This is a genomic window from Gemmata algarum (assembly GCF_034097035.1).
GTDB classification, from domain to species: domain Bacteria; phylum Planctomycetota; class Planctomycetia; order Gemmatales; family Gemmataceae; genus Gemmata; species Gemmata algarum.
Map to the genome: position 1 here is coordinate 214,823 of NZ_JAXBLV010000200.1, position 20,720 is coordinate 235,542.

12 protein-coding genes are annotated in these 20,720 nt (G+C 68.0%); 6 read left to right on the forward strand and 6 right to left on the reverse strand.

The window, feature by feature from the left end; all coding sequences use genetic code 11:
- The first annotated feature begins 117 nt into the window (after nucleotides 1-117).
- Together R5W23_RS22285 and R5W23_RS22290 are read left to right on the forward strand one after the other, a co-directional pair.
- Nucleotides 118-1,074: a DUF1559 domain-containing protein gene (locus R5W23_RS22285; protein WP_320688193.1), complete on the forward strand. Its 957-nt coding sequence runs from the start codon at nucleotides 118-120 to the stop codon at nucleotides 1,072-1,074.
- Between the two features lie 494 nt (nucleotides 1,075-1,568).
- Nucleotides 1,569-2,024: a hypothetical protein gene (locus tag R5W23_RS22290; RefSeq protein ID WP_320688194.1), complete on the forward strand. Its 456-nt coding sequence runs from the start codon at nucleotides 1,569-1,571 to the stop codon at nucleotides 2,022-2,024.
- Between the two features lie 39 nt (nucleotides 2,025-2,063).
- Here the strand turns inward: R5W23_RS22290 and R5W23_RS22295 are convergent, their stop codons facing one another.
- From R5W23_RS22295 to R5W23_RS22305, 3 genes are all read right to left on the reverse strand, one after another.
- Nucleotides 2,064-5,474: an efflux RND transporter permease subunit gene (locus R5W23_RS22295; protein WP_320688195.1), complete on the reverse strand. Its 3,411-nt coding sequence runs from the start codon at nucleotides 5,472-5,474 to the stop codon at nucleotides 2,064-2,066.
- Between the two features lie 322 nt (nucleotides 5,475-5,796).
- Nucleotides 5,797-8,052: an efflux RND transporter periplasmic adaptor subunit gene (locus R5W23_RS22300; RefSeq protein ID WP_320688196.1), complete on the reverse strand. Its 2,256-nt coding sequence runs from the start codon at nucleotides 8,050-8,052 to the stop codon at nucleotides 5,797-5,799.
- Nucleotides 8,053-8,121: 69 nt separating this feature from the next.
- Nucleotides 8,122-8,967: a hypothetical protein gene (locus tag R5W23_RS22305; RefSeq protein WP_320688197.1), complete on the reverse strand. Its 846-nt coding sequence runs from the start codon at nucleotides 8,965-8,967 to the stop codon at nucleotides 8,122-8,124.
- Nucleotides 8,968-10,338: 1,371 nt separating this feature from the next.
- Here R5W23_RS22305 and R5W23_RS22310 point away from each other — a divergent pair.
- From R5W23_RS22310 to R5W23_RS22325, 4 genes are all read left to right on the forward strand, one after another.
- Complete coding sequence (locus R5W23_RS22310; RefSeq protein ID WP_320688198.1) at nucleotides 10,339-12,639, forward strand: HAMP domain-containing methyl-accepting chemotaxis protein; 2,301 nt, start codon at nucleotides 10,339-10,341, stop codon at nucleotides 12,637-12,639.
- A gap of 237 nt (nucleotides 12,640-12,876) precedes the next feature.
- Entirely contained in the window at nucleotides 12,877-13,731 is an 855-nt protein-coding gene (purU, locus tag R5W23_RS22315; RefSeq protein WP_320688199.1) for a formyltetrahydrofolate deformylase, read from the forward strand.
- A 74-nt stretch (nucleotides 13,732-13,805) separates the two neighbouring features.
- Complete coding sequence (locus R5W23_RS22320; protein ID WP_320688200.1) at nucleotides 13,806-15,308, forward strand: APC family permease; 1,503 nt, start codon at nucleotides 13,806-13,808, stop codon at nucleotides 15,306-15,308.
- The gene (locus R5W23_RS22325; protein ID WP_320688201.1) at nucleotides 15,305-16,030 is read left to right on the forward strand and encodes a phytanoyl-CoA dioxygenase family protein; all 726 of its coding nucleotides are present in this window, start codon (nucleotides 15,305-15,307) and stop codon (nucleotides 16,028-16,030) included. The genes R5W23_RS22320 and R5W23_RS22325 overlap by 4 nt, the downstream gene beginning before the upstream one ends.
- A 92-nt stretch (nucleotides 16,031-16,122) precedes the next feature.
- Here the strand turns inward: R5W23_RS22325 and R5W23_RS22330 are convergent, their stop codons facing one another.
- From R5W23_RS22330 to R5W23_RS22340, 3 genes are read right to left on the reverse strand one after another with little or no spacing between them, the layout of a single operon-like run.
- Nucleotides 16,123-17,403 (reverse strand): serine/threonine-protein kinase, encoded by a 1,281-nt coding sequence (locus R5W23_RS22330; protein WP_320688202.1) that lies wholly within the window; start codon nucleotides 17,401-17,403, stop codon nucleotides 16,123-16,125.
- Nucleotides 17,400-19,256 (reverse strand): copper homeostasis protein CutC, encoded by a 1,857-nt coding sequence (locus R5W23_RS22335; RefSeq protein WP_320688203.1) that lies wholly within the window; start codon nucleotides 19,254-19,256, stop codon nucleotides 17,400-17,402. Before R5W23_RS22335 ends, R5W23_RS22330 begins: the two co-directional genes overlap by 4 nt.
- Complete coding sequence (locus tag R5W23_RS22340; RefSeq protein WP_261186579.1) at nucleotides 19,253-20,491, reverse strand: dipeptidase; 1,239 nt, start codon at nucleotides 20,489-20,491, stop codon at nucleotides 19,253-19,255. Before R5W23_RS22340 ends, R5W23_RS22335 begins: the two co-directional genes overlap by 4 nt.
- Nucleotides 20,492-20,720: the final 229 nt, after the last annotated feature.

The window sequence follows — 20,720 nt, forward strand, 5'->3', positions numbered from 1 at the left end:
TCCTCCGGGCCGCAACGTCCGTGAACGGCCGCTCGCACCGGCCGTTGGATCCGTTGCCGCGACCGAAACCGGTCACGGCACCCGCCGATACGCGATTCATTCTAGAGGGAGGATGCCGTGGCACAGCTCAGGCGCCGGGCCGGGTTTACGCTGATCGAGTTGCTGGTCGTCATCGCCATCATTGCCATCTTGATCGGGCTGTTGCTGCCGGCCGTCCAGAAGGTGCGCGAAGCGGCCGCACGCATGAAGTGTCAGAACAACCTCAAACAGATCGCGCTCGGGCTCCACAACTATCACGACTCGAACGCCGCGTTCCCCAACCTGTACCGGATCAGCAGCGGCGGGTACACGTCCTTCATGCTGGTGCTGCTGCCGTACCTGGAGCAGCAGAACTTGTACCAGGCGGTTGTGAACAAGGCGGTGACGCCCGCGAACCAAACGGTCGGCATGAACCTGACGGACATGTCCTCGTCGACGGGGGTGTCGGCGACACCGGTTTCCGTGCTTTTGTGCCCGTCGGACGACGTCAACCCCGCGGTCGAGCCGTACAAGCCCGGATCGGTCACCATCTATCAAGCGACGACCAGTTACAAGGGCAGCAGTGGCACCGGAACGTCCGGCGCCGACGGCGCGCTGCCCCCTCCGGGCGATGCCTCTTTTAAGCCCGTGGGGCCGGTGAAAATCGAGGCTATTACCGACGGGACATCCTCGACCCTCCTCGTCGGTGAGTTTTCCAACCGCGACCCCAACTGGTCGAAATCGTTCTGGGGCGGATTCGGGTACCCGCTGAAGTCGTGGGGCAGCGCGTGGTCCGGAACGGGCACCTCGTGGAGCTTTGCCGGAGCCACCGGAACGTACCCGCTCAACTACCGAGTGCCCGCCGCCGGGTCGGGGGCCGCAGCCCTTTGGGACCGAATCGTTGCGTTCGGTAGCTCGCACACCGGCGGGGCAAACATGGCCTATGCCGATGGCTCGGTCCGGTTCCTCGCGGACGGGATCAACAACTTCTCCGGCGGCCTCGTTGCACTCGGTACTCGCGCCGGCGGTGAAACGCTGGCCGGGCTGGACTACTGATACCGGACCGAACGGATAAAGCGTGTTCGGTCGGTGGAGTCGGTTGAGGGATTCACCCTGCTCGTTACCTACTTGCGCGATCAGGACTGATTGTAACGTTCTTGACGAGCCGCGACCGCCACGGAGCGGGATACGTACCCCGCTCCGTGGCGGTCGCGGCTCGTAAAAAAGCGCAGGTAACAACGGGTCGCTTGTTTAGTAAGGACGGTCGCTCCGTAACAGCGCCAAGCGAACGCAATGTGTGGCGCGGTTCCCCGCGCCTTGCTTTCCTTCCAGCAAGGGAGGGAAGTGAGTGGCTTCGCAACCAACGGACGGTGTTGATTTCAAGCTCGTGCAGCGCTGTACGCCGAGGTTGCACCCGCTTGGCTCCGCAGGCGGGGCACGTGATTGATAGAAGGAGACAGCTGGCTCTGACCACCTCTCGTCTCCCGCGCGGTCACCCGTTCATTCTCCACCCCGCCCCAAGACATCATTCTACCCGAGGAAGTGCTCTCATGTTCCGTCGCTTGGCCTTGCTCACGGTCGGCGTTGTCACGACCGCGTTCACGGCGTGCCAGGGCCAACAGTTTCCGATGGTTCCGGTCGAGGGGGTCGTCCTCAAGGACGGCAAGCCGCTGGACAACGTGAAGGTGGAGTTCCACCCAGACCGCGAGTCCGGAGTGGTCGGCCCCCGGTCGATCGGGCTCACCGACGCGTCCGGCCGGTTCCGGTTGCAGACCGACGCCGGGGACGACGGCGCGGTCGTCGGCACTCACCGCGTCATTCTGGTAGATGTTGACTATCTGGAGCGCACCGCCCCGATCCCGGCGGACCACCCCATCAAGCTGAAGCACAAGGACAAAGGGCCGCTCGTCAAGCGGATCAAGGACGACTGCTCCGAGTACTACCGCACCCCCCTGCGTCAGGAAGCCAAGAAGCCGAATTCGACGGTGACGATCGAAATCAAGTAGCTCGGCGGTCCAAAATCAGTTCCGCGGACGGTGGGGCGCTCATGGCGCCCCGCTCGACGGTTCGGTTTGCGCTTCGGGCCGGCACGTCGGCTTCGTATCCGCACCGTTCGTCAACCACGCATCGTCCCAGAGTTCGGCCGCCCCGGTTCCGTCACTCGCGCGCGGGGCGTACACCTTCGACCCGAACAGCAGGAATACCGCCGGGGTCACCACCTGATCCATGACGGTGGAAGTGACGAGCCCACCGATGACGACCACTGCGAGCGGGTGAAGGATCTCTTTGCCCGGCTGCCCGCCGCCGAGCGCGAGCGGCACGAGCCCGATCACCGCGACGCCGGCCGTCATGAGCACCGGCGCGAGGCGCTCTAGACTGCCCCGGACGATCACCGCCTCACCGAACGTCTCGCCCTCCTCCTTCATGAGGTGGATGTAGTGGGCGATCATCATGATGCCGTTCCGGGACACGATCCCGATGAGGGTGATGAACCCGACCCAGTGGGCCACCGAGAGCGTCGTCGCTTGCGCCCACACGGCGGGCCGGCGCCACCACGGCGCGGCGTCGAGGGCGGCACCTTCCGGCCGGTTGAGCAACAGCAGTGCGACAACGGCCCCGAGCGCCGCCAGCGGGACGTTCACCCCGAGCACCATGAGCGCGCCGCGCCACGAGCCGAGGCAGCGGGTGAGGAGCACGAACACCCCGAACACCGCGAGCGTCCCGAGCACCAGGAGCCGCGTGTTCGCCTCCTGTTGCGCGCGGTACTGGCCGTCGTCCTCGATGCGGTAGTCGGCGCCCTTCGCGCGGAGCGCTTGCTCGACGGGCTTCACGGCCCGCTGGATGTCGGCGACCACGTCCCCGAGGCTCCGCCCCTGGACGTTGCACGACACGACGATGCGGCGGGCGATGTTCTCGTGGTTGAGCGTGTTGGGGCCGGTGGTGTCGGCCACCTCGGCCACCTGATCGAGCGCCACCCGCCGGCCCGACGGGGTGTCGAGGATGGTGCTCCCGATGACAGCCGGCGCGCTGCGGGCCGCGTCGTCGTACCAGACGACGAGGTCGAAGAACCGTTCCCGGTCGAGCACCGTGGAGACCGCGCGGCCCTTGTAGGCGGTTTCCAGCAACCGGGCGACGTCGCCGGGGGCGAGGCCGTACCGGGCGGCCTCCTGGCGCTTCACCCGGAGCCGCACCTGCGAGATTTCCACCTGCGGCTCGACCTGTAGGTCCACCACGCCGGGGACGCCGCGCATCGCCGCCTCAATGTCCCCGGCCGCCGCCCGGAGTTCCTGGAGGTCGGGGCCGAACACCTTCACCGCCACCTGGGCGCGGACGCCGCTCATGACGTGGTCGAGGCGGTGGCTGATGGGCTGGCCCACGTTGGGTTTCACGTTCGGGATGCTGCTGACGCGGTCGCGGATGTCGGCCAGAACGGCTTCGTGTGGTCGGCCTGCCGTATCAATGCCCAACCGGTGCAGCCCGGGGACCGCGCGGGCGGCGGCGGCCCAGAACCCCGGCCGGGGCCGCTCGTGCGGGGCCAGTCGCACATCGAGTTCGGAGACGTTCACCCCTTCGGCGTGCTCGTCCTGCTCGGCGCGCCCGGTGCGCCGGGACACCGACACCACCTCGGGGATTTCGAGCAACCGGCCCTCGGCCAGTGCCGCCACGCGACCGCTCTCGGCGAGGCTGGTGCCCGGCGGGGTCTGAAGGTTCACCGTGACGGTGCCCTCGTTGAACGGCGGGAGAAATTCCGATCCCATCCCGAGCACAAATGCGGCGCTCGCCAGTGACAATAGCAGTGACGCGGCGAGGATCGGTCTGGGGTGCCGCAGCGTGAACCGGAGCAGCCGCGCGTCGAGCCACTTGAGCGCACGCAAGAGGAGCGGGTCGCGGTGCTTCCGCGCCGGCCCACGGGCCAGCAAGAACGACGACAGCACCGGCGTCACCGTGAGAGACACCGCCAGGGACGCCAGGAGCGACACGAGGTACGCGAGCCCGAGCGGCGCGAACATGCGGCCTTCGAGACCCGAAAGCGCGAACAGCGGGAGCACCACGAGGCACACCACGAGCGTCGCGTAGACGATGGAGTTCCGCACTTCACTGGACGCTTTGAAAATTACTTTGAGTGAAGGCTCGGGGCGCTCCCGCGCGCGGTTCTCGTTCAGCCGGCGGAAGATGTTCTCCACGTCCACGATGGCGTCATCGACCAGTTCGCCCACGGCGACCGCGAGGCCGCCGAGCGTCATGGTGTTAACGGTCGCGCCGAAGGTGCCGAATACGAGTACCGTCACCAGGACCGAGAGCGGAATTGCGGTAAGCGTGATGACGCTGGTTCGCACGCTCGCCAGAAACAGAACCAGCACCACGAACACCCAGATGGTGCCGTCCCGGATGGCCTCAATGACGTTGTCAACAGCGGTGCGAATGAAGTCCGCCTGGCGGAACACGCGGGACTCGATCACCGTGCCGGGCGGGGCGTCCTGCCGGAGGTCCGCGAGCGCCTGGTCGAGTTTCGGGGTGAGGTCGAGGGTGTTCGCGCTCGGCTGCTTCTGAACCGCAAGGATGACGGCGGGGCCGCCGGTCACGGCGTCGCCTTCTTTGACCCGGACGCTGCCGTCGCCGCGGCGCACCGGCCCGGAGAACCGCACGTCGGCCACGTCCCGCACCCGGATGGCGCGGTTGTCGCGCCACACGACGGGCGTGTCCTCGATCTCGTCCGGGGCGAGGCTCTGCCCGCTGATGCGGATGAGCGACTCCTTCGGCCCGCGCTCCATCACCCCGCCGCCCGCGAGTACGTTCGCCTTCCGGGCCGCCTCGGTTAGTTGTTCGAGGGTCACGTTCTGGGCCGCGAGCCGCTCGGGCGACGTGACGACCTGGTACTGCTTCAGGTGCCCGCCCATCACCGTCACCTGCGACACCCCGTCCACGGCGAGGAGCCGGTTCCGCACGGCGAACTCGCCGAACGTCCTCAACTCCATCCCCTGTTGCAGCCGTTCGGCGTCCGTCGCGGGGGGCTGGGCCGGCCGCAACCCCACGAGCATCACCTCGCCCATGATGGAGGAGATCGGGGCCATGACCGGGTTCACCCCCTCGGGGAGCCGGGACCGGACGAGTTGGAGCCGCTCGGAGACGATCTGGCGGTCCCGGTAGATGTCCGTGCCCCAGTCGAACTCGACCCACACGACGGACAGCCCAATGCCCGACGCCGAGCGCACGCGCCGCACGTCCGTCGCGCCGTTCAGTTGGTACTCGAGCGGGCGGGTGACGAGCGCTTCCACCTCTTCGGGCGCGAGGCCCGGGGCCTCGGTCAGTACCGTGACCGTGGGGCGGTTCAGGTCCGGGAACACATCGACCGGCGTGCGCGCGAGCTGGTACGCCCCCGCCGCCGCGACCGCGACCGCGCACAGCAGCACCAGGAACCGGTTCTTGAGCGAGAGCGCGATCACGCGGTCGAGCACGGACGGGTCCCCTTCGCTTCGTGAAGTCTCAGGTCGTACCGTTTGAACTCGCTTGAGCCTGTGCGATACGAATTCGACGGTAGCGCAACGGACGGCTGCGCTTCGTTTCGGCCCACGCGGCCTCGCGTTTATGAAGGCAATTTTTGACAGGATCGACAGGATAAACAGGATGAAGAAACCTCAGTTCTAAATCCTGTTTATCCTGTCGATCCTGTCAAAAATTGCCTTGGCTCCGTCACGCGTTACTGTCACATGGCGATCGCTCCGCGCCCGCCGCGGCGCGGAGTTCATTCCGCCGCGCCGCGCGTTCTTACACGTGGGGCTAGCGGAGCGACGCGAAGGCGGTCATGAGTTCGGCGGCGCCCGCGGTCGCGACCGGGTCGCCGGCCGCCAAGCCGCGCGTGACGGTCACGAATTGGTCGTCGGCCGGGCCGGTCTCGACCGCGCGGCGCTCGAACCGGCCGCCCGACTGCTGTACAAACACGAACGCCGTCGCACCGTCGGACACCACGGCGGCTCGGGGCACACGAACGCCCGGCGGGCGGGCGCCGACCGTGACCGCCAGTGAGGCGAGCTGGTTGTGCAGGAGCGTGGCGCCCGATCGGTCGGAGAGTTCGACCCAGACGGAGAGGGTGCGGGCGTCAACGGTCACGTTCCGGGCGCTTCGGACCACGGTCCCGGCGAGGACCGTTTCGGGGTCGGCGACGAGCCGCACCCGGACCGGTTGGCCGATGCGCACCCGGCCCACGTCGCGCTCGGAGAGGTAGCCGCGGACCTGGGGCCGCCGGAGGTCGTGGACCTCGAACAGCGGCTCGTGTGCGGCCACCGCCTGCCCCAGCACCTTGTCGAATCCCACCACCGCGCCGGACAGCGGGGCGCGGACCGGCACGGTCGCGACCAGTTCGCGCTTCGCAACGACGCCCTCCACCTGTTCGGCCGTGAGGCCCGCGGTGGTGAGCTGGCGCCGGAGGGCGCCGGCCCGCGCGCGGAGCGCGGTGACCTGACTTTCCAGTTCCCACAGCCGCCGGGCCGCGACGCCCGGCGCGGCTTTCAGGCTCTTGAGGGTCTGAGCGGTCAGGGTCGCTTCAAGTTCGGTCCGAAGAAACTCCTGCTGGGTGGTGAGAAGTTCGGGGCTGAACACTTCTGCCAGCACCTCCCCGGCTCGTACCTCCTGGCCGCGATCGACGCGGACCGACCGGACGGTGCCCGCCAGTTGCGACGACGCCGAACCGCGGGCCGCCGGCTCGACCTCAACCGCCCCGTCCAGGAGCGCCACCTCATCGACCGGCCCCACGGCCGCCGGTTCCACCTTTAGTCGCATGCTCCGGCTCGCCTCGGCGGAGGGGACCAGTACCGTGGGCGCGAAGAACGGCCCGAGCAGCGTCGTGCCGCGCGTGACGACCCGGTCGCCCGGGTAGACGGTGCCGGCGAGGAGTTCGACGGCGCCGCTCTCTTCCCGCCCCGAGACGACGGGCACCCGCCGGTACTCCGACGACCGACCGGCGCGCGCCTCCTCAACCAGAACGAACCGCTCCGCCCCTTCGCGCACGACGGCCGCGGCGGGCACGACCGGCCGCGGCCTGTCGCCGGGCACAAGGACGCGGGCACGGCCCGCCATTCCTGGCTGAAAAAGCGGTTCGCCGGAATCGGAGTTGGAAAGTTCCGTCCAAACCGTGTAGACGTTCGTGACCGGGTCCAGGGCCGGGCTTACGGCTCGCACCTCCGTGCGGAAGGTGCGGCCCGGGTACGCCACGAGTTCCACCTCAACCGGCTGGCCGATCCTCACCTTCCGGAGGTCCCGTTCCAGCACGCCCACCTTGACCCACACCACAGAAAGGTCCACCACCTCGGCCAGGTGTTCCGCCGGCTCGACCACCTTACCCGCGGTCAGTTCGGCGTGGGCGACGACTCCCGGCACCGGCGACACGACCGGGAGCGTGAGCCCGGGGCGCGGCGCCCCGGTGGCGAGCAGGTCGTCGAACTGGGACCGGGGCAGCCCCAGGCCCGTCCATCGCGCGCGGGTCACCTCAAGCGCGTTCCGGTTTTGGGCGTGCTTCGTTTCGGCGTCGAGGACCGTTTGGCCCGCGACGGCGCCGGCGTCGGCCGACTTCCCGAGTTCGGTGACGAGCTTTTCTGAGAGCCGGACCTCGCTCTGCGCGGTGAGCACCTCCTGCTGAAGGGTGTCGAGTTCGGGGCTCTCGACCTCGGCCAGCACCTCTCCGGTCCGCACCGCTTGCCCCGGCACGATGTGGACTTTGACCACGCGCCCGGGGAGCACCGCGGTGGCGAAGCCGTGGTTCCGCCACGGGGCGACGACGCTGGCATACGCCAGCACCCGCTCGCCCAGTGTCCGAAGTTCGACGGGTTCGGTGGCGACGTCAATGCTTCGGCGGGCGTCGTCCGTTAGCAGCAGGTGCCCGGTCACCGTGTCGGCCACCGCTCCTTTCGTGGGAAGCGGGGCGTGCCCTTCGTGTGCCGCGAGGAAGGTGGCCGCGACGGTGAGTAGAGCCCCAGCCGCCCAGCGAACCTGGCGCGCGAACGTGGGCCACACAGACGGCCGTTCGGAGTCACTCGGCATCGCCGGCACCTCACTCGGGGTATGGTCGTGATGAACCGGCGCGAGGCGTCGGCCCCGCGCCAGGGCCGCTCACTTCTTCACGTACTCCGACGGGTCTTTGATCTCGGCCGGCTTTTCCTTGGCCGTGGTCAGGAACTCTTCGATGCACGGGATGCAGCAGAACTCGTACGTTTTGCCGCCGATGACCCAGGTGAACTTCGGGTTGGACGCGGTTCGCGAGATGGGGCAGATTTTCTGTCCGGGTGTGGGGTTCGCTTGGTGGGTCGGGCGGATGCCGCGGTACTTCACCGCCGGAATGGTGTCGCCGTTGGCCTTGATGTCGGCCGCGGTGTACAACCCGCCCGGCGTGAGGAACAGCTTCTGCTCCTCGGCGGTCGCCTTCTTCGCCGGCATCGCGTCGCCGTGCGCCTCGTTGCCGAAGCCGATGCGGAACCGTTCGCCGCCCACGTTGATGTTGTTAATGGTGACTTGCACCTTCTTGCCCGCGAGCCCTTCGGGCAGCGCCGCAACGAACAGCGAGGTCGTTCCCGCGGCGTCCCCTTGCTGCGGTTCCGGCTTAAACGCCACCGGCACCGCGTCGGTCGAGCCCTCGGGGGTGACGAACGCGCTCAACGTCTGGGCCTCGACCTGTTGCACGCGGGTCTCTTCCTTACCCAGCATGTAGAGGCGGACCTTGCCCCCCTTCTCGAACACGGCCTCGGCGTGGTAGCTGTCCTTGCCGAGCGCGACGATGGTGCCGCCGTGTGTGCCCGGCTTGTGCGCGTGCTCGTCCCCTTTCGCCCCATCCGGCTTTGCCTCACCGCTTTGTGGTGCGGCTGCCTTCTGGGTCGGAACGGTGGAATTGTTGCTGCACCCGACGACGAGAGCCACGGCCGGGACGACCAGAACGCCGAAAAGAACCCATTTACGGTTCATGGATAAGCTCCTCAGAATCCGCAGCGCACCGGAGCGACCCGGGCCGAGCGGACCTTGCGCGTGAACACGGAACGGGACGGGCCACAACACGCCGGGAACCGGCTAGTTATGACAACGAGGGTACGGCTAAACGGAAGCGGCACACCGGTCGCCCCGGCGGAGCGCTACAAGGGACGGTGCACGCCCACGGGGGCGCGTCGCAGGGTGAGAGGTTGTGAGGCGCTAACAGCGCAGATTGTGATGCGCGTAGAGGATTTGATCTGCCGGTGAGGAAACGTGCTCCGCACACGTGGGTGAAAGCCTAGCCGCGGGTTCGGAAACAAACGCCGTCACCGCCAGCGAAACGAACGAAAGAGAGGCATCGAAACCGAGCACGCGCAGAAACTGGGACAAATCTGCCTGTGCCACTTCGGCGTGGGTCAGTTCTGCTTTCCCCGCCGTGTCTTTACACGGGCACTTTCCACAGGGAGCACCAGGTTTCGTCGGGGCGGGCAACTTCTCGTGAGCCGGTTCCTGTGTGACACGTTTGTGCGCGCAACACGCGTGGGGAGCGGACTCAACTAGGACGTGTTGCGCAGCGGATTTCGAGGCGTGCGGTGCCACGGGCGCGCTCGCCAACGTCTTCCCGGCCGAGCAGCAGCAGAGCATCGGCCCCACCGCCACAGCGAGAACGAGTTGGTACGTCAGCGCCGCGCGAAACATCGACTCTCGCTCCTCAAACTGTATGCCGCCAACGGAACCGTTTGACTTATAGTATTGGTCCGGTCAAGCCTCAAGTCCAACCCGTTCACGAACCCTGTGCCCGTTGGGGCAACGTGCCTCTCGTAGGTCCTGCCAGTAGTGAGGGTTACGCGGTCCCGGCCCCGCGTCTGCGCGATGGAAACCGGGACGTGGGGCTACCGAGTTTGCTTCTCGACCGGAGCGCACCGTCATTCCAGGATGCTTCAGTCACTTCAGAGCACGACCGAGGGGTGCTTTGAGCTGCCGGTGCAGTCGCGATACCCCCAAAGGCAAATTTTGCAAGCCAGTCACGATTAGTATTGTTGCGACACTTTGACGATTCGGCGCGCATCGATGTGTGCGGCATCGGATTGTTAAAACGCAGTCCGTGCTTCCTCTGGTCCCGGTACGCATCGGACCAACGCGCCGACGGAGCCCGGTCCGGAAGCGAAGGCCGACCAACAGAGTCCCCTGAGATCGTCGAGCCGCGTGACCTCCCGGCCGCCAGCGGCCCTGACATGACGCTCGCCGCGCAACGCCTGCGAGTCGGCACGCGGGCCACCGGCGCGAACCGTTCGATCACGCGGCAACCCGTCTGGCCCCACCTCCGCGGCCTACGGCCCCGCGGGGCTTTACCAGGACTGCTGCCCTATGACCAAGTTCAACGACCTCCCGATCGGCACCCGGCTCATCGGAGCGTTTTTGCTGCTGGCTGTTGTGTGCGCCGGCGTCGGGTACTTCGGGCTCCGCGCCACGAGTGAAGTGAACCACGCTCTGGAAAACGCCAACCGGAACCTGATCCCGTCGCTCCGCTCGCTGGGCGACCTGCGGGCGGCCCTGCTCACCATCCAGCGGTCCGAGCGGTCCGTGCTGATCGCCGCCCAGAGCAAGGACGAGGCGACGCGGCAGCGGGCCTCGAAGACGCTCGAAACGACCTGGCCCAAGGTCCGCGACGCGGCACAGCGGTACCAGGCGCTGCCGATGGAGGACAAGGAGAAGGCGACGTGGGCGGCGACGCAACCGCACCTGGAGCAGTTCCGCCGCGACCACGAGGCCGCGATGGCCGCGCTGGGTGCGGGGGAGATCGAGCGGGCCGAGAAGCTTTGCGCCGCCTCGGTCCCCAACACGAACAAGATGAACGGCTTTTTGAACGAACTCTGCGACCTCCAGACGGCAGGGGCCGAACAGGAGGCGGCCTCCGCCCAGGCCCTATACGCCTCGACCCGGACGACGATGTTCGTGGTCATCGGCGGCGCCGTCGTGATCGCCGTGGCCGTGGGCCTGTTCTTCCGGCGGCTGATCGTCCGGCCGCTCGACGCGACCGGTAACATTTTGCGGGCCGTGGCCGTCGGGGACCTGTCACTGGTCGCCGACGAAACGTCGATGGACGAGTTCGGGCAACTGGCGGCATCACTCAACGCCACCCTCCAAGGCATTCGGGGCGCCCTGAAGCAGGACCGGGTGATTTGGGAAGAGGTCGGCATACAGCGGGAGCGGAACGACGACTACGCGGGCCAGATGCTGGCGGTCGGCAAGGTACAGGCGGTGATCGAGTTCAACCTCGACGGCACGATCATGACGGCCAACGAGAACTTCCTGAACACAATGGGCTACCGGCTGGACGAGATCCAGGGTCAGCACCACCGCATGTTCGTCGAGCCCGCGGAGGTCGCGAGCCCCGAGTACCGCGAGTTCTGGGCCAAGTTGAACCGGGGCGAGTTCGTCTTCAACGACTTCAAGCGGATCGGCAAAGGGGGGAAGGAGGTGTGGATCCGCGCCTCATACAACCCGATCCTCGACTCCCTCACCGGCAAGGCATACAAGGTGGTGAAGTTCGCCACGGATGTCACCGCCCAGAAGAAGCTGGAAGAGCGCGTGAAGGCCGACACGATCGAACTCCAGCGGAAGGTGGAAGAGATCATCAAGGCCGTGACCGCACTGGCGGCGGGTGACTTCACGGTGGTGGTCCCGGACCTGGGGACCGACAACGTGGGCCAGATGGCGCGGTCGCTGAACACGGCGGTGCTCTCGGTACGGACCGCACTGGAAGGGGTGCGGGAGGTGTCCGAGCAGTTGGCCGACGCGTCCGGTCAACTGTCGGCGGCCAGCAACGAGATCTCCACCGGCGCTCAAGAGCAAGCGTCCAGCCTGGAGGAGACCGCCAGCGCCCTGCAAGAGATCACTTCGACCGTCAAACATAGCACGGACAACGCCCAGCAGGCCCGGCAACTGGCCAGCGGGTCCAAGGAGATCGCCGAGAAGGGGCGGCAGGTGGTGACCAGCGCGGTGGAAGCGATGAGTGAAATCAACGGCTCGTCGAAGAAAATAGCGGAGATCATTACGACCATTGATGAAATCGCATTCCAGACCAATCTGCTGGCCCTCAACGCCGCCGTCGAAGCGGCCCGCGCCGGAGAACAGGGGCGCGGGTTCGCCGTCGTCGCCACCGAGGTGCGAAACCTGGCCCAGCGCAGTGCCACCGCCGCCAAGGAAATCAAGAGCCTGATCCAGGACTCGGTCAAGAAGGTGGAAGCGGGCACCGAGCTGGTGAACAAGTCGGGCGACACGCTGACCGAGATTGTCATCAGCGTGAAGCGGGTCACCGACATCGTGGCCGAGATCGCGGGCGCCAGTAAGGAGCAGTCCGGGGGGATCGAGCAGGTGAACAAGGCGGTGAGCCAGATGGACACCGTGACCCAGCGGAACGCCTCCCAGACCGAGGAGATGAGCGCCACCGCGCAGACGTTGACCGATCAGGCGAACCAGCTCCGCGACCTCGTCGCCCGCTTCAAAGTGTCCTCCGAACCCGGCCCCACGCGCCGCGTCTCCGTCGCGGCGCCAGCGGGCCGTCCGAAAGCCCGGGCCGCTGCACCAAAGGCCTTTTCACACGGGCGCGCGAGCAAGGGGCACGAGCTGGATTCGATCGGCAGCGACGGCTTCAGCGATTTCTGAGCGACCCGCGGTGCCGGTCCGGGCGCAACGCGCGCCCGGACCGGCACCGCGGTTTTGCGCCGCACCGGTTCCACAGCTCAAAATCCCTTCGAGCGAATCACATTGCGGCTCGCGCTAGGCCTTGCTCGTCGGTTTGGCGCTGTGGGGCTGTGTGCCGTAAATCTGTCGGAGAAGGGTCGGTGGGGTGCGGGTCTCTAGATTGACCACTGGCAACCGACCCACCGACAGCTCCTCCCCATGAAGAACACCGCCGTCCTGCTCATCACCTGCCCGGACCGCAAGGGGATCGTCGCGGCGGTCGCGGAGTTCCTGTACAAGCACGACGCCAACATCCTCCACGCGGACCAGCACCAGGACGCGGAGGGGCGACTGTTCTTCATGCGCGTCGAGTGGGACCTCAGCGGGTTCGCGCTGGACCTCGCGGAGTTCTCCCGCCGGTTCTCGCCGCTCGCCGACCGGTTCGAAATGCGCTGGCGGCTCGAAGACTCCCGCAACCCGCTCCGGGTGGCGCTGTTCGTCTCGAAGTACGACCACTGCCTGATGGACCTGCTGTACCGCCACAAAACCGGTGAACTGCTCTGCGAAATTCCGCTCATCGTTGCGAACCACCCCGACGCGCAGAAGTGGGGCGACTTCTACGGCGTCCCGTTCCACGTGGTCCCGGTTCCTTCGGGCGAGAAGGAGGCCGCCGAGCGGAAGCAGTTGGACCTGCTCGCGGCGGAGAAGATCGACCTCGTGGTGATGGCCCGGTACATGCAGATCTTGTCGAGCGAGTTCGTGGCCCGGTACCCGCAGCGGGTGATCAACGTCCACCACTCGTTCCTGCCGGCGTTCATGGGCGCGCGGCCGTACCACCGGGCGTTCGAGCGCGGGGTGAAGCTGATCGGCGCCACCAGCCACTACGCGACGGAGGACCTGGACGAGGGGCCGATCATCGAGCAGGACGTGGTGCGGATCTCGCACCGCGACGGCCTCGAAGACCTGCTGGAGAAGGGCCGCGACCTGGAAAAGGTGGTGCTGTCGCGGGCCGTGCGGTGGCACCTCGACCACCGCATCCTCGTTTACAACCACAAATCCGTGATCTTCGATTGAGGCGGACCGGCGGCCCGCGCCGCCCCGCGAAATTGCCTCCCGCCGCGTCGGCCGGTCCGGTATCATCTTGCCTCATGCACCAAACACCCCCGCAGTCCTTGCCCCGGGTCATCGGCCCGTGGATCGCGACCGCCGTTATTATCGGCACCGTCATCGGGTCCGGCGTGTTCAAGAAGGGCCGGAACGTCGCGGACAACGTCCCCGAGTTCGGCCTCATCATGGCCGTCTGGGTGCTCGGCGGCGTACTCGCCCTGCTCGGCGCGCTCGCGCTCGCCGAAGTCGCCGTGCTCTTTCCCAGGGCCGGCGGGAACTACGTCTTCCTCCGCGAAGGGTACGGCCGCTGCGCGGGCTTCCTGTGGGGCTGGGTCGATTTCTGGATCCTCCGCGCCGCCAGCATCGCCGCGCTGGCCACGATGTTCACCGAGTCGTTTCACGACGTGCTGAAGCAGTCCATTGCGCCGGGGCAAAAAGTCGATGTGCTCAGCTTCTGGCCCCGGCAACTGCTCACCACCCTCGTCATCGGCGGGCTGACCGTCGTGAACGTCCGCGGCACGCGGCTGAGCGGCGGGGTCCAGTTCGCGATCACCGTCCTGAAAGTCGCGTCGCTGCTGTTCCTGATCACGGTGCCGTTCGTGGTGCTGGCCGCGGTGTCCGAGCCGACGCACCCGCCGAAGGTGGCGCACCTCAGCCCGGCCGTGCCGTCGAACCTGTTCGGGATCAACTGGAGCGGGTTCGGCGTCGCGCTGGTCGGCGTGCTGTGGGCGTACAACGGGTGGATGAACATCGCCCCCATCGCCGAAGAGGTGAAGGAGCCGCAGCGCAACATCCCGCTCTCGCTGCTGCTGGCGGTGTTCACCCTGATCGCCCTCTACTGCGGGGCCAACCTCGCGTACCACCTCGTGCTGCCGCGGGACCAGATCGTCGCCAAGGACGCCAACGGGCACCTCTCTTCCACCCCGATCGCGACCGAGTTCTGCGGCGAGTTGCTCGGCCCGGTCGGGGTGGTGCTGGCGTCGGCGATCGTGATGACCAGCGTGTTCGGGGCGCTCAACGGGAACCTGCTGGTCGGCCCGCGGCTGCTGTACGCGATGGGCCGCGACCGGCTCGCGCCGCCCGCCTTCGCGCGGCTGCACCCGCAGTACCACACGCCCGCGATCGCGACCCTGGCGATGGCCGGGTGGTCGGTGCTGCTGGTGCTGTGCGTCGGGGCGCTAACTCAGTATCAGGTGCCGACCGTGCCGCTCGGGTTCGCGGAACTCGACCTGAACGTGCCGCGCGGCAAGTCGCCGTTCGACATCATGACCGACTTCGTGATCTTCGGGTCGGTGACGTTCGAAACCCTCGCCGTGGCCAGCATCTTCGTGTTCCGGTGGAAGTACCCGGCCACGCCCGGCAACCGCGCGTACCGCTGTTGGGGGTACCCGGTCGTCCCGGCCCTCTACATTCTCATTATGGCGCTGGTGCTGGTGAACTTCTTCGTGAACCCGGAGTCGCGCACCGAGGCGCTGGTCGGGCTGGGGTTCATCGCGAGCGGGGGTGTGGTGTACGCGCTGTTCTTCGGGATGCGGCGGGCATGACCTGGGCCGAACAGCTCGAGCGTGACGGCTACGCTCTGCTTCCCGCCGCGATTGCGCCAGCCGCCGTCGCAGAGGCGGTGCGCACGTGGTCGGAAATCACGGCCGCCAACGCCGAAGCCGATGCGGTGCTCACGGGCTCGGCGGGGCCGGCATACGGCGCCCGTAACGTGCTCGATCTGTGGCCCGGCGTGGTGAGCCTCGTCCGCACGGGACCGGTTCGCAACGCACTGCGCGTAACCCTCGGGCCGGGGGCCGGCGTGGTGCGGGGGCTGTACTTCGACAAGCCGCCGGGGCACTCGTGGGCGCTGCCGTGGCACAAGGATTACAGCCTCGCCGTTAAGGAGCGCCGCCCGTCGTCACACTTTACGAAGCCGACCGTGAAGGCCGGCGTGCCGCACGTCATCGCCCCGCAATCGGTCCTCGATCGAATGCTGACGGTGCGCATCCACCTCGACCCCATGACGCCCGACAACGGCCCCCTTCGGGTGATTCCCGGCTCGCACCGGTTCTACGACCAGCGCAACGACGAGCCGCGCGACGCCGTCACCCTGGAGTGCGGTGCCGGGGACGCGCTGCTGATGCGCCCGCTGCTGACGCACGCGAGCGGCCACAGCCGGGCCGAAACGGGGTTGCACCGGCGGATCGTTCACCTCGAATGTGCCGCCGATTGCGTACTGGCAGACGGGTTTGAATGGATGTGGTTTTGCAACGTCGAAGGGTGACGAGCCCTCACCCAACGAGCGGAGCCCTCCGAGAGTGCTCCTACTGACGCGGTGCCGGTCGTTCACGCCCACTGCTTTAAGCACTTGGCTCGTCAGATCGCGCAAATGAAAATCAGGCCACCGAGTACCAATCCCAGCAGTACCACGCCGGCGCAACCGGTGCGCGCCCGCGGCTCGTTCGTCTCCTCCGGGGGGAGTTCCAGCACCTCCGGGGGCTCTTCGAGTCGTTCGGCCGTGGGGACTTCTTCGCCGGGAGCGGCGTCCCACAGCCCGGCGTCGCCGTGCGGGGCGTCGGCGAGTGTGAGTGCGTCCACGGCCGAACGCGCCGGGGCCGCGGTGGCCCACCGCGCGAGCACTTCGCGCACCTCGGCCGCCGAGCCGTACCGCTGGGCCGGCAGCTTCGCCATCAGCCGGTGGACGATCTGTCGGAACGCCGGGGGCACCCCGTCGAGGGGCGGCGGCGGTTCCGTGCGGTGCTTGAGCACCTTTTCCTTCGTGGTGGCCGCTGGGAACGGGACCGATCCCGTGAGCGCGAAGGCCAGCGCGCACCCGAGGCCGTACAGGTCCGCCGGCGGCCCGACCGCCGCCGCATCGACCGCCTGCTCCGGCGGCAGGTAGTCCATCGTCCCGACCACGTACCCGCGCCCGCCCACGATCGTCGGGTCGTCCGGGAGCGTTTCACCCATCGACAGCGCCAGGCCCAGATCGAGGACCACCGCGCGGCCGTCCGGGCGCACCATGATGTTGGTCGGCTTCAGGTCGCGGTGGACCAGCCGCCGCGCGTGAAGGTGCGCCAGCCCGGATGCGACATCGGCGAACACGCGGGCGGCGTCGCCCACCGCGAGCGGGCCGCCGTCGGCCACGACCTGGCGTAGCGTGCGGCCGGGGACGAACTCGAGCGCGAGGTAGTGGACCGCGTCGATCTCGCCGGCCCCGAGGGTCCGAACGACGTTCGCGTGGTTGACCCGGTGCCCGAGCGCCATTTCGCGCCGGAACCGCGCCAGGATGCGCAAGTCGTGTGCGGTTTTGCGGTGCGGGAGCAACTTGAGTGCGACCAGGTCAACGTCGCCGAGTTCTTCCGCCTGCCGCCGGTCGCGCGCGAGGTAGACCACCGTTCCCATGCCGCCGCGGCCCAGCGGCGCCAGGATGTGATACGGCCCGAGAACGAGCCCCTGCCACACCCCGCGAAGCAACTTGTCGGCCTGGTAGTGGGTGAGCACCCCGGATCTAATTAGCACCTCGGCGAACGCGCGCCCGGAACGGGTCGCGTGTCGCGCCGCCAGTCGGTCGATGTCGGGCGCGTCGATCAGCCGGCTCTGGCGCAGGGCGGCCACGAACGTCGCGAGCGGCGGGTCGGCGGTCATCCCGCTCATGATAGCGATTCGCAAACGCCGTCCAGTTCCGCGCGGAGCCGGGCCACCACGTCCGGGTCGAGTTCGGTGGTCGCGCCCATCGCGCGGGCGAGCAACGGGCGCGCCGCGAGCCCGCGGTCTTCGACCGGGCGGCGGGGGCCGGCGTGAACCTGGTCGCACCGCGTCGCCCGAACCAGATCGGCGACGTTCTCGGGCCGAACGCGCCCCGCCGGCAGCACCTCGATCTGCCAGCCGGCGTGTTGCACCAGCGCCGCGAGGTGCGTCGTTCCCGTCTCGGCGGTGGTGGCGCCCCCGCTGGTGAGCACGCGCTCGAAGCCCAGCTCGATCAGTTCGTCGAGCGCGGCGAGCGGGTTCGGGAGGAAGTCGAACGCCCGGTGGAACACGGCCTTCCCGCGCGCGAGCCGCACCAACTCGTTGCAGTGCCCGCGATGGATGCGGCCGTCCGCGGTGAGCGCCGCGAACACGATCCCGGCCGCGCCCTCGTCCAGGAACGCTTTCGCGTCGTCCAGCATCACGTCGAAGTCGGTCTCCGAGTACGCGAACCCGCCCGCCCGGGGCCGGATCAGCACGTAGATCGGAACCGCCTCCCGGGTGAACGTCCGCGCCGACCGGAACGCGCCCAGCGACGGCGTCAGCCCGCCCACCTCCAACCCCACCGAGAGTTCGAGCCGGTTGGCCCCGTTGGCCGCCGCCGCGAGCGCCTCCTGCGGGCTGGTGACCGCGACTTCGAGCGTCAGGCTCCGCGGGCGGCCGACGGTGTACCGCGTGTCGCGCCGGGCGAGTTCCGTGAGCAACCCGCCGATGCGGTCGGCCGCCACCCCGCCCGACGCCACGGCCGCGTCCACGGGATCGGGGAAGGCGCCGCAGAACCCGTCCCCGGCGATGACCGCGCCCAGGTCGCGGAGCACCGCGCACGGCATCCGCACCGGGTTCAGCGGTCGCGCCCATTTCCACCTGTGGAGCCAGACGTGCGCGGGGTCGAGCGGGTCGCCGACCCACGCCCGCACCCGCGGCATGAGCAGTTCGGTGAGCTGCTCGTCCGACTTTTCCCAGTGGTCCGCGGACCACTCGGGCCGCGCGAGGGCGGTCACCGCACCGGGCACCGGCGACACGTTCCGCAGGAAGTTGTCGAGCACCCATTCGAGCGGCCCGTCGCCGATCCACGCGCCGCCCGGCTGGAGGCCGGTCGCGGGTGCGAACAGGCCGTAGAGGGCGACGCACCGCGCGTACCGGACCTCGCGCAGCGCGTACCGCAACTCGTCGGGGAGCGTGAGCTTGTTCCGTTCGAGCAGTTCGAGCGACTGCGGTACGGGCGCGGTGAGGATGAGGGCGTTCACCCCGAAGACGGTCTCGAGGCCGTCGCGGAGCGAGCGGGTGTGGACCCGCCAGCCGTCCTCGGTGCGTTCCAACTCCTCTGCGACGGTGTGGTCGCAGAACGTGACCCGATCGCCGTGCCGGGCGATCAGCCGGAACGCCAGCTCGCGCATCCCGTCCGTCGCGGTGAGGCCGGTAACCTCCCAGTCGCCGACCGCCTCGCCGTCGGCCCCGACCCGGCCGACCACGCGCCGGGTGAACAGGGCCGGGCCGGGCAGCTCCTCGTCGAGCGCCGCGGCGCGGGCGTCGGCGCGGGTGCGGTCGCCCGGCGGGCGGGCGTACAGCACGGGCGGCCCGAGGTCGAACCGCGGCCGCCGCCCGTCCGGCAGGTCGATCGTTCGGGTACACAGCCGCCCGCCCGCCCGGCGGCCCTTGTCGATGACGATCACCTCCGGCGGCGACGGGCGCGACAGGAGCCGGTGGGCGGCGGTCAGCCCCGCGAGGCCGGCGCCGATGATGGCGACTTTCGGGGTGGTCACGGCTTGGCCCACTCGCGGCTCACCCGCTCCGCGTCGGCGAGCACCCGCATCAGGTTCCCGCCGAGCACCTTGTGGATCTGCTCCTTCGTGTACCCGCGGTCCAGCATGATCTGGGTGAGCAGCGGGTAGCACGACACGTCATTCATCTGCGTGGGCAGCTTCGGCACGCCGTCGAAGTCCGAGCCGATCCCGGCGCAGTCGATGCCGGCGACCTTCACGATGTGGTCGATGTGGTCCACGATGTTCCGCACGTCGCCGGCGGGGTAGTCGTTCTGCTTCGACCACGCGCGGTACGCCTCGCGGTACTTGGCGTCGTCGTTGGGGAACTGCTTCTTGAGTTCACGCCCCTTCTCGAACATGAGCTGCATCGCCCGCGCGCCGTCGGGCGTGAGGAACCCGCTGTAGAAGTTCACCATGACCACGCCGCGGTTCTCCTTCACGAGCTTCAGCACGTCGTCCGGGACGTTCCGCGGGTGGTCGGCCACCGCGCGCGCCGAGGAGTGGGAGAAGATGACCGGTGCTTTGGTGACCTTTAGCGCAGCCTTCATCGTTTCGGGCGAGACGTGCGAGAGGTCGACGAGCATCCCCAGGCGGTTCATCTCCAGCACCACGTTGACGCCGAAGGGGCTGAGCCCGTTCGCCTTCGGCGCGTCCGAGCACGAGTCGGCCCAGTCCAGCGATTCGGAGTGCGTCAGCGTCATGTACCGCACTCCGAGCCGGTAGTAGTTCCGGAGCAGCGAGAGCGAGTTCTCGATGCTGTGCCCGCCCTCGATCCCGATGAGGCTGGCGATCTTGCCGGCCTTACGAATGCGGTGAATGTCTTCGGTGCCCGAGGCCATCTCGAACGTGTCCGGGTAGCGCCGGACCATCTCGTGGATGACGTCGATCTGTTCGAGGGTCATCTTGGCCGCGGTGCCGGCTTTTGCGGTCGAGGAGGGAACGTACGCGCTCCAGAACTGCGCGCCGACGTTGCCCTTTTTGAGCCGCGGGATGTCGGTGTGGAACTTCTTCTGCGGTTTGGTCAGGTCGATGTTTTTGAAGCCGGGCTCGCCGGTCTCGCGCAGCTCCCACGGCAGGTCGTTGTGCCCGTCGATGAGGAGCGCCTCGTTGTGGATGGCGAGCGCCTTCTCGGAGACAGAGACGGTTTTGGCAGGCGGGTCAACGGCCGGAACGCGGGGCAGCGCGAGGGCGGTAATCAGTGCGAGCGCGAGTGCGGCGGTGGCTCGGTGGTACATGCGGGTGCGGTCCGATGCGGAGTGATGCAGCGGAGAGGATACGCGTCACGATACCCGAGAGGGCCGGGGAGGGCAAACTCATGCACGTACCCGGTAATATTGCCGCTTTCTTAGCGGGCCGCTACCGCTCGGGAGCGGGATACGAACGCGCGATAGGAATGCGAAGGCCGTTTTTGACAGGATCGACAGGATGAACAGGATTTAAAATTGATCAGTCTTCATCCGGTTC

Excerpts from the sequence above, each read along its gene's own strand:
- R5W23_RS22290 (WP_320688194.1), top strand. The coding sequence starts at position 1,569 with ATGTTCCGTCGCTTGGCCTTGCTCACGGTCGGCGTTGTCACGACCGCG.
- R5W23_RS22300 (WP_320688196.1), bottom strand. The coding sequence starts at position 8,052 with ATGCCGAGTGACTCCGAACGGCCGTCTGTGTGGCCCACGTTCGCGCGC.
- R5W23_RS22305 (WP_320688197.1), bottom strand. The coding sequence starts at position 8,967 with ATGAACCGTAAATGGGTTCTTTTCGGCGTTCTGGTCGTCCCGGCCGTG.
- R5W23_RS22310 (WP_320688198.1), top strand. The coding sequence starts at position 10,339 with ATGACCAAGTTCAACGACCTCCCGATCGGCACCCGGCTCATCGGAGCG.
- purU (WP_320688199.1), top strand. The coding sequence starts at position 12,877 with ATGAAGAACACCGCCGTCCTGCTCATCACCTGCCCGGACCGCAAGGGG.
- R5W23_RS22320 (WP_320688200.1), top strand. The coding sequence starts at position 13,806 with ATGCACCAAACACCCCCGCAGTCCTTGCCCCGGGTCATCGGCCCGTGG.
- R5W23_RS22325 (WP_320688201.1), top strand. The coding sequence starts at position 15,305 with ATGACCTGGGCCGAACAGCTCGAGCGTGACGGCTACGCTCTGCTTCCC.
- R5W23_RS22330 (WP_320688202.1), bottom strand. The coding sequence starts at position 17,403 with ATGAGCGGGATGACCGCCGACCCGCCGCTCGCGACGTTCGTGGCCGCC.
- R5W23_RS22340 (WP_261186579.1), bottom strand. The coding sequence starts at position 20,491 with ATGTACCACCGAGCCACCGCCGCACTCGCGCTCGCACTGATTACCGCC.